Source organism: Dehalococcoidia bacterium (assembly GCA_030018455.1).
Lineage (GTDB): Bacteria > Chloroflexota > Dehalococcoidia > DSTF01 > JALHUB01 > JASEFU01.
Window position 1 is genome coordinate 146,693 of sequence record JASEFU010000003.1, and the last position, 13,873, is coordinate 160,565.

The window sequence follows — 13,873 nt, forward strand, 5'->3', positions numbered from 1 at the left end:
CCCCGGGTGCGCCCGCTTCCGGCCGTGTTATAATATCGACACCGCGTCGAGAGGAGGTCACGGTCTGGAAGCAGGCGAGCTAGCCCAAAGAGTGGTTGAGCTGCTCTCAGAAAAGCAGGCTGAGGACATTATACTACTTGACATCGGCCGGGTCGCCAGCTTCGCGGACTACTTCGTAATCGCCTCAGCCGCCACCACGCGGCAAATGCAGGCCCTTCTTGATTCCATCGAGGACGAACTGGCGAAGAAGTCCGTCGCCGTGCGCCGCGAGGGGGCGTCCGACTCGGGGTGGGTCCTGCTCGACCTCGGCGACGTGATCGTCCACCTCTTCGACCCGGCGACCCGCGCTTACTACCGGATCGAGGAGCTATGGAGCAGGGGAGCGGCCGTTGTCCGCTTCCAGTGAGCGCTACGCCTCCTTGATCCACGGCTCCAGGCTGCGCTCGTAGCCGACGATCTCGCTCTTGTCGAAGAACAAAGCGACCTCTCGCTCCGCCGATTGCGGCGAATCGGAGCCGTGCACGAGGTTGCGCCCCAGGTCGATGCCGAGGTCTCCGCGTATCGTGCCGGGCGCTGCCTTCGCGGGGTCGGTCGCGCCCATCGTCTGGCGGACGAGCGCCACGGCGTTCTCCCCCTCGAACACGGCGGCGATTATGGGGCAGGAGGTGATGAACGCGACTAGCCCCGCGAAGAACGGCTTGCCGACGTGCTCGGCATAGTGACGTTTCGCCATCTCCTCGTCCATCTGAAGGAGGCGCATCGCCACGATCTTCAGGCCGCGCCGCTCTATGCGGCCCAGCACCTCGCTGGCGAGTCCCCGTTGCATCGCATCCGGCTTGACCAGCACCAGGCTCCGTTCCACCATGTTGTCGATTCTCCTCTAGACGAAGTCACGCAACGTCGCTAGCTCTGCGGGCCGATGGCGGGCTCGCGCAGGTACAGCGGCACGAGTGACCGCGCGTCGTCGGCCTGCCCGGCCGCGAGACGGCGCCACGCAAGCTCCGCCAGATGATCGGCGCGCCGCCGGCCCGTGACCAGCATCCGCCCGCTCCCCTTCTCTCCCGACTGCCCGAGCAGCGACCCCAGGTCGTCGTCTTCCTCGCCGCAGAACAGGGCATCCCGCGGGGCCATCGAAAGCATCGCCTCCACCGACGACATGCGCGGCGACACCACCTCCGACCAGCGCTCCTTCGGCCCCACGTACACCGCCCAAGCGGCCTCGCCGCGACCGGCTCGGTGCACCGCGCACAGCGGCCGCCCGCAGCCCGCGTAGGGGTATGCGTCCAGCTCGAGCCGCCCGACGCCGACGATGGGAACTCCGAACGCGAACGCCAGCCCTTTGGCAATGCTGACACCCGCGCGAAGCGCCGCATAGCTTCCCGGCCCCACGCACACGAAGACCGCCGTCAACTCCGCCCTGTCGATGGCGAAGCGGGCGAGCAGCGCCTCTATCGCCGGCATGAGCTGCGTCGAGTGCTGGCGGCGGCTGCGCCACGTCGTCTCCGCGAACGCCTGCCCTTCGGTCGACAGCCCCACGCTCGCCCAGTCGCTCGCCGAATCGACGGACAGCTCCACCGCCGTCACCGCCTCTTCTCCAGACGTGACGCGAGGGCGGCGAGCAACTCCTCGTAGCGCGCGCCCCGCGCCTCGAACGTCAACTCCCGCGAGCGCTCGCCCGTCCACTCGATGCGCACGAGCAGACGCTCGGGCGGCATCTCCTGCCAGGCCCGCTCCGGCCACTCGACCGCCAGCACGCCGTCCGCCGCCGACTCCTCAAGCGCCAGGTCGGCCACTTCCTGCGGGTCTTCGAGCCGGTAGAGGTCGGCCAGGTAGAGCGTCAGCCGGCCCCGGTACTCGCTCAGGAGCACGAACGCGGAACTCTTGATGCCGGACGCTACTCCCAGTCCGGCTCCGATGCCCTGGGCGAGGCACGTCTTTCCCGCACCGAGCTCGCCTTGAAGGAGAACGACGTCGCCGGGGCGGAGAAGGCGCGCCAGCCTCGCGCCGATGCGCCTGGTCTCAGCCGGGCTCTCGCTCCTCAGGAGCAGGCAGTCCATCAGCGCGCGCTTTCCGGAAAGAAGTGCTCCCAGCCGGCCCTTTCGAACGCCATCTCGTTTCCCGCGTCGTCGAGGAAACGCGGGCGCCGCTCTCCGTCCTCCACCATCTCGCCGACAACAGTGATGGGCGTCGCGAAGCGGCCGCGCACGCGGTCGACGATGCGGGCGGGGCCGGTGAACAGCAACTCATAGTCCTCGCCGCCGCCGACCGCCATCGTCAGCGCTTCTTCGGGGAACGCGCTCTTTAGCTGATCGCTCACCGGCAACTGGTCGACGCGGACCCTTGCTCCCAGTTGGGACTCCTCGCAGATGTGACCGAGGTCGAGGCCAAGCCCATCGCTCACGTCGATGGCGCAACGGACGCCGGCGATGACAAGGGCGCGTCCAAGGTCGACCTGCGGCCTCGGCCGGAGATAGGCCCGCCGCAGGTACTCGACCGTCTGGCGCGGCGCCGGCCGCCGTTCCGTCAGCAGGCGGAGCCCTCCGGCCGCGTTCCCCAGCACACCGGTCACGGCGATCAGATCGCCGGCGTGAGCGGCGTCGCGCGAGAGGAAGAGGGGCTCGCCGCGCTGGCTCTCGGTCGCCCGGCCCCAGAGGGCCACGGTCACGAACGGCCTGGACGCGCGCACCAGGTCGCCGCCGGCGATGACGACGCCGTACTCCTTGCCCAGGTCCGCCATCCCGCGATAGAGCGCGAGCACGTCCTCGACGGCGAAATCAGATGGGAGGCCGAGAGTGACGAGCGCGTATTCGGGCGTGCCGCCCATGGCGGCGACGTCGCTGACGTTTACGGCGAGCGCCTTCCACCCTAAGTCGGCCCAGGGAACGCGCCCCTCGGGGAAGTGGACGCCGGCGACGAGGGTATCGGTCGTGGCGATCTGGGCGCTGCTGGGGCTCTGCCAGAGGGCAGCGTCGTCGCCGATACCCAGAAGGAGACGCGAATGGCGGCCCATTGCCGTCTTCGCCGCCTCCTGCGCTCCCAGCTCATCCTTGATGCGCGCTATAAGCTCGAACTCCCCGAGCTCAGAGACCTTCATGCCTGGATTATACCTTCAGCCTCTCTTGACCCTCAACCGGCGCTGGTCGACCCTACGATCTCTGGTATAGTGAAAACAGCGACCGAAGGAGCGGGCGGCACTTGCGAATACTCATCGTCAGCGACATCCACTCCAACCTCGCCGCCTTCGAGGCCGTCCTCCGCGACGCCGGTGCTGCCGGCCCCATCGACCGCGTGTGGTGCCCCGGCGACATCGTCGGCTACGGCCCCGACCCGATCGCCTGCATCGCGCTGCTGCGCCCGTACTCCCACCTCGCTGTCTGCGGCAACCACGACCTGGCCGCAATCGACCGCATCAGCACGTCGGACTTCAACCCGGCGGGAAGGATGGCGGCAGAGTGGACGGGGAAGCGGCTGGGCAACAAGGAGAGGCAGTACCTCGACGGCCTGCCGCAGGTCGCGAAGGAAGGCGACTTCACGCTTGTGCACGGCAGCCTGCGGGCGCCTGTTTGGGAGTACCTGCTATCGTCGGAAGCGGCTGAGGAGCAGTTCCGGCGCATGGAGACGGCCTACAGCATCATCGGCCACTCGCACATACCGTTTGTCGCCTGCGAGACGGCAGGGGGAACGGCGCGACTGACGCCGCTGCTGAACGGAGACCGCATCGACCTGGGGGAGCGACGCCTCATCATAAACCCGGGCTCTGTGGGGCAGCCCCGCGACGGCGACCGGCGCGCCTCTTACGCCGCGCTCGACCTCGAGGGGCGCGTCCTCACGCTCCGCCGCGTGGAGTACGATATCGCGGCGACGCAGGAGAAGATACGGGCGGAAGGTTTGCCCCGGTGGTTGGCGGAGCGCCTCGCCTTCGGCCAATGAGACCGAAGCCTAGCGGACGACTGTGAGCCGGCTCTGTTCCTCCACCTGTTCCGGGTGCAGCGCGTTGTTCAGCACGTCGTCGGCGTGCTCGGCGAGGACGAAGGTGATCTCGTTGCGCACATCCGGCGCCAGCTCCTCCAGGTCCGGCTCGTTGTCCTTGGGGATTATGACCGTTTTGATTCCCGCCCGGTGGGCCGCCAGCACCTTGTCCCTGATGGCGCCCACGGGCAGCACCTTGCCCCGCAGCGTTATTTCGCCCGTCATTGCCACGTCTTTGCGAACGGGGCGCCTCGTCAGGGCTGAGACCAGAGCCGTCGCCATCGTCACGCCGGCGGACGGGCCGTCCTTGGGGATGGCGCCCGCGGGCACGTGGATGTGCAGGTCGAAGTTGTCGAACGCGCCTTCAGGGATGCGCAATTGCTCGGCGCGGCTGCGGGCATACGTCAGCGCCGCCTGCGCCGACTCCTGCATCACATCGCCCAGCTTGCCGGTGAGCGTGAGGCGGCCTTTCCCCGGCACGCAGCTCGCCTCCACATACAGCAGGTCGCCGCCGGCCGCCGTCGCGGCCATAGCGGTCGCCACGCCCACCTCGTCTTCCTCGCGCTCCACCTCCCAGCGGAATCGCCGCGGCCCCAGGAACTTACTCAGGTCTTCGGGGTTGACGGTGACGCTCTCCTGGACGCCGCGCACGACGTCACGGGCGACGCCGCGGCAGATCCCGCCGATCTCGCGCTCCAGGTTGCGCACGCCCGCCTCCCGCGTGTAGCTCCTGATCACCTCCAGGATCGCCTCGTCGGTGATCGTGAGCGCGCCGGGCTGAAGCCCATTCGCCTCCATTTGGCGCGGCGCCAGGTAGCGCTTGGCGATCTCCAGCTTCTCGTGCTCGGTGTAGCCCGGCAGCTCGATTATCTCCATGCGGTCCTGCAACGGCGCGGGGATCGGGTCGATGAGGTTGGCGGTGGTGATAAACATGACGCGCGAGAGGTCGAACGGCACATCGAGATAGTGATCGACGAAAGCATTGTTCTGCTCGGGGTCGAGCACCTCGAGCAGCGCCGCCGACGGGTCGCCCCGGAAGTCCATCCCCAATTTGTCGACCTCGTCGAGCATGAACAGGGGGTTGTTCGAGTCGGCGCGCCTTATCTGCTGGATGATGCGTCCGGGCAGGGCGCCGACGTACGTGCGGCGGTGTCCCCTTATCTCCGCCTCGTCGCGCATGCCGCCGAGCGACATACGGATGAACTTTCGCCCCAGCGCCCGCGCGATCGACTGCCCGAGCGAGGTCTTCCCCGTGCCCGGCGGCCCCACGAAGCACAGGATCGGCCCGCGGCTGTCCGCCTTGAGCTTGCGCACGATCAGGAAGTCGAGTATCCGCCGCTTCACCTTGTCGAGACCGTAGTGATCTTCGTTCAATATCGCTTCCGCGCGCGCGATGTCCATGTTGTCCTCGGTGCTCTTGTCCCAGGGCAGGCTTACGAGCCACTCGAGGTAGTTGCGCGACACCTGGTACTCGGCAGCGGCCTGAGGCATGGTGCGCAGGCGCTCCAGCTCGCGTTCCGCCTCGCGTCGCGCCTCTTCCGGCATGTGCGCTTCCTCTATGCGCTGCGCCAGCTCCTCCACCTCCGGCGCCAGGTCGGACTCGCCGAGCTCGCGCTGTATCGCCTTCAATTGCTCGCGGAGGATGTACTGCCTCTGGGTCTTGTCGAGCTCGCCGCGGACCTGCGACTGTATCTCCCTTTCGACCTGGAGGACTTCCGCCTCTTTTTGGAGATAGCCGTTCACCAGCCGGAGCCGCTCGATTACGTTCAGCGTCTCGAGCACGGCCTGCTTCTCCTCCGGCTTGATATTGATGTGCGCCGCCACCAGATCGGCGAGCGTACCCGGCGACGTGATTGTCTCCGCAGCCATTCCCAGTTCGTTGGGGAGAGCATCGCTCAACGCCACCACGCGCTGAAACAGGCCGAGGACCGTCCTCGTCAGCGCCTCCAGCTCTATGCCCTCTCCGCGCTCCTCATCTAGTGCCTGCACGCGGACGCGTAGCGAGGGCGTCTCCTGCTCCACAGACAGCATCTCTGCGCGCACGACTCCCTGGATAATCGCCTGGACGCCGCCCGATGGGTCGCGCATCATGCGGATTATGTTCGCCACCGTCCCGATGGAATACATCTCGGCGCTGTACTGGCCGCCTTCGCCGGGCTTTTGGGCGAACAGGACGACCATTTTCACGGGGCTGGCAGCCGCTTCGCTGATGGCCTGGACAATGGCCGGATCAGGGGTGGCCAGCGGCAGCATCAGGCCCGGGAAGAGCACCATGCCGTCGCTGGCGATGGCAGGCAGCACCTCGGGGAACCTGGGTGTTTGCTGCGAAGTCCCCGGAGCAGACTCTTCCTGCTGTTTCTCGTCCTGGTTCTCCTGCACTGCTTCCTTCCTTTGAAAACGCGAATTCTAAGACTCGCGGAGATTCACTCTCACAGATCGAGGGACTTGCTGTTCCACCTTAGGCAGGAGGATGCGGAGAAAGCCGTCCGAATAAGACACTTCCGCCCCCTCGGTCTTGACTGAGGCGGGAAGTCTCACCGTCCGCTCAAAGCGCCCGTAGCAGATCTCCACTTGCGCATGGCGATGGTGGGGTTCGGCGCGTCGGTCCCTCTTTTCGCCGCGAAAGGTCAAACGATCGCCCTGTATCTCGATCTCTACTTCTTCGTCCGCTATGCCCGCCACCTCCGCAACGATCACTACGTGGTTCGGCGTCTCGAAGATATCGGTCAGCGGCTGGATGACGGGGGCGCAGAAGCCGGGACGGCCGGGAAGACCAGACACCATTCGACGCCACATCTGCTCCATTTGCTCGTGGAGCCGCTCGAACTCGTCAAAGGCATGCTTCGTTTCCAAGATACCGGCCCCCCGTGACATATTGAGAAGAACGCCCTACGGCTAGAATAATTCCTTCGATACCGAATTACAAGCCGGAGGCCGGCTTCACGACTGCGCGATGGCCAAGGGTGCTTCTCGGCGGCGACTACGAAGCGCCGGGTGGGCTCTTTGGCCTCCCGCCCGGTTGGCGACTCGACCGTTCTTCACCGCCCGGCGCCTGCGACCTGGGCTTCGCCTTGCCCGCTCCACCTTCGCCGCGCGCGGCTTTAGCGCGGACCGTCTGGCCCTTCTTCCTGGCGGGCGCCCTGGCCGGGGCCTTTCCAACGTCGATGGAGGCGATTGACGCGACGGCGTCGCCAGGCCCCACGCCCATCAGCGTTACGCCCTGGGCCGCGCGTCCGACGATGGGGATGCTATCGACTCGCGTCCTCAGGATAATGCCGTTTCGCGATACGAGTATCAGTTCCTGGTCGCCATGCACGGTCCTCGCGACCACTACGGTGCCCGTTTTGTCCGTTGTCCTATGAGTTACGAGGCCTTCGCCGCCCCGGTGGTGCACGGTGTACTCCTCGAAGGCGGTGCGCTTTCCGAAGCCGTTCGCCGTTACGGTCAGTAGCTGCCGGCCGACCGCCACGACCTCCATGCTGACGAGGGAATCGTCCTTGGCGAGCGAGATCCCGCGAACGCCCCCGCTCATGCGCGAAGCGGACCGCAGCTCTTTCACCGAGAAACGCACCGACTTCCCCTTGCCGCTGACGAGGACCACGTGATCGTCTTCCGCCGCCTGCTTGGCAGTGATAAGCTCATCGCCTTCTTCCAGGTCCATTGCTATCAAGCCCGCCCGTCGCACCGACTCGAATTCGGAGAGCGCCGTCTTCTTCACTTCGCCGCGCGCCGTCGCCAGCACCAAGAAGTCCTTCTCAAAGCTCCGCACTCCGATCATCGCCGTGACCAGGTCGCCCTGAGCGAGCTCGATCAGGTTTACCAGCGGTATGCCGCGCGCTTGCCGCTTGGCGTCCGGCACCTCATAGGCCTTGAGCTGGAATACGCGGCCGCGTTGCGTGAAAAAGAGCAGACTATCGTGCGTGTCGGCGACGAGCAGACGCGACACGGCGTCGGCCTCGCGCGTCACCATGCCCGTTATGCCGCGTCCTCCCCGGCGCTGCAGGCGGTACGTTTCCAGCGGCAGGCGCTTGATGTAGCCGCGGCTGCTGAGGGTGATCACCACCTCCTGGTGCGGCACGAGGTCTTCTTCAGAGAATTCTTCGACCTCCTGATCGATGATCTGCGTCCGGCGCGAATCGCCGTACCGCTTCTTGATATCCTGCGCGTCCTCTTTTATCAAGAAATCGATTTTGCGGGGATTGGCGAGCAGGTCTTCCAGGTAGGCGATCTGCTGGATTATCTGCGCGTATTCCTCCTCGATCTTTTGTCGCTCGAGGCGCGCCAGGCGCCGCAGTTGCATGTCCAGAACCGCCTGCGCCTGCCGGTCGCTCATCTTGAACGGCGGCTTCATCAGGCGCTCTTTCGCCTGCTCCGCCGACTGCGCGCGGCGAATGGCCTGAATGACGGCGTCGAGGTTCTCCAGCGCTTTCAGGAGCCCTTGCAGAATGTGTTCTCGCTCCCGCGCCTTTTCGAGCTCGAACTGCGAGCGCCGCCGAATGACCTCGCGGCGGAAGGCAATGTAGTGCTCCAGCGTCCGCCTCAAGCTCAGCGTGCGGGGCTGATTATCGACGAGCGCGAGCATGTTGATGGGGAAGGACGATTGCATCGCCGTGTGGCGGTAGAGCTGGTTGAGCACCTGCTGCGCCTGGCCAGCGCGGCTCACCTCAATGACGATGCGCATGCCATGCCTGTCCGACTCGTCGCGAAGGTCGCTGATGCCGTCGATGCGCTTGCTCCGCGCCAGGTCGGCGATGCGCTCAACGAGCGCCGCCTTGTTCGTCATATACGGCAGCTCGCTGACAATGATCTGCTGCCGTCCGCTGCGGGACTCCTCGATGTGTGTGCGGGCGCGCATGACGACACGGCCCCGACCGTCACGATACGCCTCCTGGATGGCGTCATGCCTGGCCTCCGTGCCGTCCTTACGCGTCCGCTCGTACCGAAATATCAGCCCGCCGGTCGGGAAGTCGGGGCCCTTGACCACCTTCGTGATCTCGTCGATAGCGGCGTCCGGCTTATCGATGAGGAGGGCAAGCGCGTCGCAGATCTCTGACAGGTTGTGCGGCGGGACGTTTGTGGCCATGCCGACGGCGATCCCGTAGGCCCCGTTCACCAGCAGGTTGGGCAGGCGGGCGGGGAGGACGATCGGCTCTCGGAGGCTATCGTCGAAGTTGGGGCCGAAATCGACGGTGTCGCGGTCGATATCGGCTAGCATCTCTTCGGCGTGGGGTGTAAGGCGCGCCTCGGTGTAGCGCATTGCCGCCGCGGGGTCGCCGTCGATGCTGCCGAAGTTGCCCTGCCCGTCGACGAGCCGGTAGCGCATGGAGAAGTCCTGCGCCATGCGCACCATTGCCTCGTACACGGGGTCGTCGCCGTGGGGGTGGTACTTCCCGAGCACCTCCCCCACGATACGGGCGCTCTTCTTATAGGCGGCGTTGGGGCGCAGCCCCAGCTCCGACATGGCGTAAAGGATGCGGCGCTGCACGGGCTTGAGTCCGTCGCGCACGTCGGGGAGGGCGCGGGAGACGATGACGCTCATGGCGTAGTCAAGGTAGGAGGCCCGCATTTCGTCCTCGATCTTGATGGGGCGTATCCTGCCTGCCGTTGCATCAGTCGTCATCTTCTTCTCCCGAGGTAGACTCGCAGCGCAGCGACGCTGCCGCGCGCCATTCTATCCTATCATACGCGGCCCTTACGGGCTCGGCCCTTCGTGCCGCTTCGCCGGCTCCGCACCGTGTTCGCCCAGGGCCGCCGCTTCCGCGGCCGGAAACATAAACGCTCATCTTCCCACCCGCCCGCCCACAACCGTATTCCATTTCAGGGCACATCCCCTGAAACCCCTGCCTGAAGGGGCATCCCCCTCAGGACTTCGCCGGCGCTGTGATAACGCCGCGGCCTTGAGACAAGAAAAGGCAGGCGCGATGCCTGCCATCTGCAATCTGCAAGGAAAGGACGCCTACTCCTCGAACTCCTCCTCCTCGTCTCCTTCGCCCGCGGCCGTCTCCTGGTAGTCCTGGAGGGTCATATCCCCTTCCGTGGCCACCGTCTCCTGGTCCCACTCCTCCGCCTCTTCCAGCTCCTCCAGGATCTCTTCCTCCTCTACGTCATGCCGGAGCAGCCTCTCCTTTACATAGGGTCGGAACGTATCCCCCGTGAGCGCGGGAAACGACGGTTTCCCCTGTTGGCTGGGGTGCTGGTAGATCTCGCGGATGATTACGCGCACCTCGCCGTCCGAGAGCCCGGCCACCGCCGCCACGTAGCGGTTGCCGGCCTCCATCAGCCGCGACAGGCGCAGCCCCAGGCGGGGCTCGATCTCGCCCAGCGGCTCGCCGTCGAGCGTCTCCACCAGGATAGTGCTGCCGTGCGGCTTCAGGTTCACCGAGTCGCCTGCCGTCAGGTGCGCCCGTCGCTCAGCCGCGACGTCGTTCAGCATGACGATGCCCGTCTTGCCGCTTTCGGCGATAAACAGCGACGGGTTAAGGTTCCGCGCCGCTTCGCAGCGTCCCCGGCGCGCCTTAATGGCGTCCAGCCGCGCCAGGTTCTTGCGGGCGATGACGTTCCCGGGGTCCAGCGTCAGCGCCTTCATATAGGCGCCTCGCGCCTCCTCATGTTCCCCCATCTCCATGAGCGCCTTGCCCAACCGGTTGTACGCGTCGACGTCGGAGGGGAAAAGGCTTATGATCGACCGATTCAAGGCCGCCGCCTCATCCCAACGGTTCTGGAGAGCAAGCTGGATCGCCTGCTCCATGCGCTGTCTCTTCAACCGGGTTCTCTCTCCAGCCTGGAAGTTCATGCCGCGTCCATCCCCTTATTAGCTCGGCGGTTTTTCCTTTTCCTTGAGAGCTCGGGCATGGGAAAAACGCAATTTCACCGACCGCTTCTTTCTCGTCCTGTTGCAGCAGTGGAGAAATACCGAAAAACGCTCCTGAAGTCAAGCGGGAAAATGCTGAATTATTGGAAAGTTGCGCGAAGAGGGCTGGTCGGGGTGGGCAGATTTGAACTGCCGACCTCACGGTCCCGAACCGTGCGCTCTAGCCTGACTGAGCTACACCCCGCTTTGAAAGAAAAAGCCACATCCCGACCGCCGCATCCGATCATAGCAAACCCACCCTTCGCTGTCGAGGCGCGTCATCCCGGCAACAAACGCCCGCCTGCAATATTGACGCCGCTCCGCCGCCGCCTTACACTTGCGTCGACCACTGAGGCGTTCTTTATAAGGGAACTGTAGAGAAGGCCACGTGAACTTCTCCGACGAGCTCCGGCGAGACCTCTCCTCTCTGCGACGCTACCTCTGGCTTCTTTTGCTCGTTCTCGCCCTCGCGCTGGCCGCCGCAGCCGCATCGTTCTTCTTCGCGCCCAGAAGCAAGGACGCCTCCTTCCGGCACTCTCTCGTCCTCTCCAGCCTGCCACCCCTCTTCGGCCCCGACACCCTGCCGACGATGGACGATTTCGCGCGACTGGCGCTTTCCGACGAGGCGCTTAGCAGGACGAGCGAGGCGCTGCGCGAGCAGGGCGTCGGCCTGTCTGCCAACGCGCTTTGGAACGGCCTCTCCGCACGCGCCCGTCACAACGAGAACGCGATCGACTTCACCGCTTCGTTCGACAGCGACGACGTCTCTCTCGCCGTCGCCCGCGCCTGGAGCGAGGTCTTCGTCGCGCTCGCGCCCGAACGCGCGCCCGACTTGCAGCGAGAGGCGTCCGCCTCCTACCAGCGCCAGCTCGAGCGCGCGCAGGCGGAGGTGGAACGGAAGCGCGAGCGAGTCGCCGAACTGGGACTCGTGACCGGCGGCGGCGCCGACGCCGCGGACCCTTCGCAGGTGGCCTATGAGGCGAAGGCAACGGTTCTTGCCGAAAAAGAGGCGGAGCGGACCGAGATCGCCAACCTCATCGCGACCCTGGGCGCCGTCGACCCGTCCTCGCTATCCGCCGACCAGTTGCGACTGCTGCTAGCGGGGGTGCTGCCGCCGGAAGCGGCCGCGAGCCCCGATCTCACTGTCCCCCAGGCGATCGCCGCCCTGGAGCTGCGCGCCCGCTCCCTCGACGCCACGGTTCTTGCGCTGAGGCAGGAGGTGCAGCAACTCGCGACAGCAATCGACGAGTCGGGGACGCGGGCGCAGCAGGCGCTCACCGAACTGGCGGCAGCGGAGGAGAACTACGAGGTCGCTTCCCGTCTCGCCCAGTCCTACGAGGTCGTCGGCGATCTAATGCAGGTAGGCGTCTTCACGGTTAAGGCGCCGCACCTTGAAGAGACGGGCGTTCTCTCTTACGCATCGCGCTTCGCCGCTGCCGGCGCCTTCGCCCTCGTCGCCGGGATGCTGGGTGCCGTCGGCTTGGGGCAACTTCAAAGCCGTGGCAGGAAGGGGCCGTCGGCGCGGCGCGAGAGCGCCATCCCCACCCACATGCCCCAGAGGCCGGTAGAGGACAAGGCGCCCCTTCTGCGCGCCCGCTTCCGCCCGCGACGGCGCCGTCGCCCGGGCGGGAACGCCTACCTCCAGTTCGGCGCGTCCGCGCTCGCCGTGCTCCTCCTCGTCGGCATACTGGGCACCCTCCTGCCGCGAAAGACCCTTCGCCATCGCCCCCGCGAATGAAGTAGAATCTGCACTGGGGCGAGACCGCTCCGTTTGCCCAGCCGCCCCATCGCCGTTATGAACGTACTCATGATCTCCGCCCTCGACGTGTGGTCGCTCGCCGACGGCAAAGGCGCTCCCAGCCTCTATCGCACGCTCAAGGCCTACGGCGAACGCGGCCACAGCGTCCATTACCTCGCGCCCCTCATCGGCGCCAACCACTTCGGCCCCGGGGGCGGCCCGCCTCCGGAACCCCCGCCGCTGCCGAACGTCGCCTTCACCCGTTTTTCCGTCCCCAGCCTGCGCTGCCTGCCGCTGCCCTGGCCCGGCGCCGTCCTCAAGGCCGACCAGAAGCTGCGATTCGCCGTCGCCTTCCCGCTGATCGCCGCCCGCCGCGCGAAGACGATTCTCGAGCGTGAGAGCATCGACCTCCTGTACGCCTACGAGGTGCACGGCGCGCTCACCGTCCGCCGGTTGCGGCGGCGATGGCCCCTGCCGACGGTCTGCCGCTTCCAGGGCACGGTGATGGGCCCCGCGCTCGCCAATCCCCTCCTGCGCCTGCGCCGCTACGAGGAGGTGCTGGCGCTGCGCACCCCCGCCGACCTCTACATCATGACCGACGACGGCACCCGCGGCGACGAGGTGCTCGCGCGCCTCAATCCGCGCTCGGAGGACCGCGTGCGCTTCTGGCGGAACGGCCTCGATATGGGGCGTCTCGTCCCTGCCACGCCGCACCAGGCCGCCGCCGCCCGCGAATCGCTGGGCATCGAAAGCGACCGCTTTGTCCTCATGACGGCCTGCGTCCTCCTACCCTGGAAGCGGGTCGACCGCGCGATACGGGCGCTGCCCCTCGTCCTTCGCGAACGGCCGGAGACGGTGCTCTTCGTCCTCGGCGACGGCGAGGAGAGGCCGCGCCTCGAAAAGCTGGCGCGCGACCTGGGCGTCGCGGGCGCCGTCCGCTTCGAAGGCGCGGTACCGCAAGAGCAGGTCGTCCGCTATCTCTGGGCCGCCGACGTCTTCCTCTCGCTGAATGACCTCTCGAACGTGGGAAACCCTTTGCTGGAAGCGATGGCCTGCGGCAAGCCGATCGTCACTCTCGACAGGGGGACGACCGAGCGCTTGATCCGTACCGGCGAGACGGGGCTGCTGCTCGACTCGGGCGAGGCGGAGCGCGTGGCGGCGGCGCTGCTCTTGCTGGCGAACGACGCTGCCCTGCGGCAGGCGGTCGCCGCGGGAGCCCGCGCCTTCGCCGAGAAGAACTTCTGGACGTGGGAAGCGCGCCTCGCCGCCGAACTCGACGAGGTGGAGCGGCTGGTGCGGAAGACGTAGGCTGGCAA

At 66.4% G+C, this 13,873-nt stretch carries 12 protein-coding genes and 1 tRNA gene; 4 read left to right on the plus strand and 9 right to left on the minus strand.

All coding sequences use genetic code 11. From position 1 onward, the window contains the following. Window positions 1–91 precede the first annotated feature (91 nt). Window positions 92–406: a ribosome silencing factor gene (gene rsfS / locus QME71_05925; GenBank protein MDI6857834.1), complete on the plus strand. Its 315-nt coding sequence runs from the start codon at window positions 92–94 to the stop codon at window positions 404–406. A gap of 3 nt (window positions 407–409) precedes the next feature. On the opposite strand, the gene ndk is transcribed toward rsfS, so the two are convergent. The 4 genes from ndk to thiL are packed head-to-tail and all read right to left on the minus strand — an operon-like array spanning window position 410 to window position 3,094. Then, on the minus strand, window positions 410–862 hold the full coding sequence (gene ndk / locus QME71_05930) for a nucleoside-diphosphate kinase (protein MDI6857835.1): 453 nt from the start codon (window positions 860–862) through the stop codon (window positions 410–412). Between the two features lie 41 nt (window positions 863–903). Beyond that, on the minus strand, window positions 904–1,584 hold the full coding sequence (gene tsaB / locus QME71_05935) for a tRNA (adenosine(37)-N6)-threonylcarbamoyltransferase complex dimerization subunit type 1 TsaB (GenBank protein ID MDI6857836.1): 681 nt from the start codon (window positions 1,582–1,584) through the stop codon (window positions 904–906). Then, window positions 1,581–2,057, minus strand: a complete 477-nt coding sequence (gene tsaE, locus QME71_05940; protein MDI6857837.1) for a tRNA (adenosine(37)-N6)-threonylcarbamoyltransferase complex ATPase subunit type 1 TsaE — start codon at window positions 2,055–2,057, stop codon at window positions 1,581–1,583. Before tsaE ends, tsaB begins: the two co-directional genes overlap by 4 nt. Further along, window positions 2,057–3,094 carry a thiamine-phosphate kinase gene (gene thiL, locus QME71_05945; protein MDI6857838.1) on the minus strand — a complete coding sequence of 346 codons (1,038 nt, stop codon included), beginning with the start codon at window positions 3,092–3,094 and terminating at the stop codon, window positions 2,057–2,059. Before thiL ends, tsaE begins: the two co-directional genes overlap by 1 nt. Window positions 3,095–3,195: 101 nt before the next feature. Between thiL and QME71_05950 the strand changes: the two genes are divergently transcribed. Further along, entirely contained in the window at window positions 3,196–3,930 is a 735-nt protein-coding gene (locus QME71_05950) for a metallophosphoesterase family protein (GenBank protein ID MDI6857839.1), read from the plus strand. Window positions 3,931–3,939: 9 nt separating this feature from the next. Here the strand turns inward: QME71_05950 and lon are convergent, their stop codons facing one another. The 5 genes from lon to QME71_05975 all read right to left on the minus strand — a co-directional run bounded on the left by lon (window position 3,940) and on the right by QME71_05975 (window position 11,024). Next, complete coding sequence (gene lon, locus QME71_05955; GenBank protein MDI6857840.1) at window positions 3,940–6,348, minus strand: endopeptidase La; 2,409 nt, start codon at window positions 6,346–6,348, stop codon at window positions 3,940–3,942. 27 nt (window positions 6,349–6,375) lie between these two features. Next, window positions 6,376–6,822 carry an Hsp20/alpha crystallin family protein gene (locus QME71_05960; GenBank protein ID MDI6857841.1) on the minus strand — a complete coding sequence of 149 codons (447 nt, stop codon included), beginning with the start codon at window positions 6,820–6,822 and terminating at the stop codon, window positions 6,376–6,378. 127 nt (window positions 6,823–6,949) lie between these two features. Continuing rightward, entirely contained in the window at window positions 6,950–9,589 is a 2,640-nt protein-coding gene (gene gyrA / locus QME71_05965) for a DNA gyrase subunit A (protein ID MDI6857842.1), read from the minus strand. Between the two features lie 336 nt (window positions 9,590–9,925). Further along, window positions 9,926–10,732 carry a tetratricopeptide repeat protein gene (locus QME71_05970; protein ID MDI6857843.1) on the minus strand — a complete coding sequence of 269 codons (807 nt, stop codon included), beginning with the start codon at window positions 10,730–10,732 and terminating at the stop codon, window positions 9,926–9,928. 214 nt (window positions 10,733–10,946) lie between these two features. Continuing rightward, window positions 10,947–11,024 (minus strand) — tRNA-Pro (locus QME71_05975). Between the two features lie 183 nt (window positions 11,025–11,207). Between QME71_05975 and QME71_05980 the strand changes: the two genes are divergently transcribed. Together QME71_05980 and QME71_05985 are read left to right on the plus strand one after the other, a co-directional pair. Next, the gene (locus QME71_05980) at window positions 11,208–12,557 is read left to right on the plus strand and encodes a hypothetical protein (protein ID MDI6857844.1); all 1,350 of its coding nucleotides are present in this window, start codon (window positions 11,208–11,210) and stop codon (window positions 12,555–12,557) included. Between the two features lie 57 nt (window positions 12,558–12,614). After that, window positions 12,615–13,865, plus strand: coding sequence for a glycosyltransferase family 4 protein (locus QME71_05985; GenBank protein MDI6857845.1), 1,251 nt, complete (start codon window positions 12,615–12,617; stop codon window positions 13,863–13,865). Window positions 13,866–13,873: the final 8 nt, after the last annotated feature.

What these genes read in the sequence shown, in the direction of transcription:
- tsaE (MDI6857837.1), bottom strand. Translation starts at nt 2,057, where the DNA reads ATGGACTGCCTGCTCCTGAGGAGCGAGAGCCCGGCTGAGACCAGGCGC.
- thiL (MDI6857838.1), bottom strand. Translation starts at nt 3,094, where the DNA reads ATGAAGGTCTCTGAGCTCGGGGAGTTCGAGCTTATAGCGCGCATCAAG.
- gyrA (MDI6857842.1), bottom strand. Translation starts at nt 9,589, where the DNA reads ATGACGACTGATGCAACGGCAGGCAGGATACGCCCCATCAAGATCGAG.
- QME71_05985 (MDI6857845.1), top strand. Translation starts at nt 12,615, where the DNA reads ATGAACGTACTCATGATCTCCGCCCTCGACGTGTGGTCGCTCGCCGAC.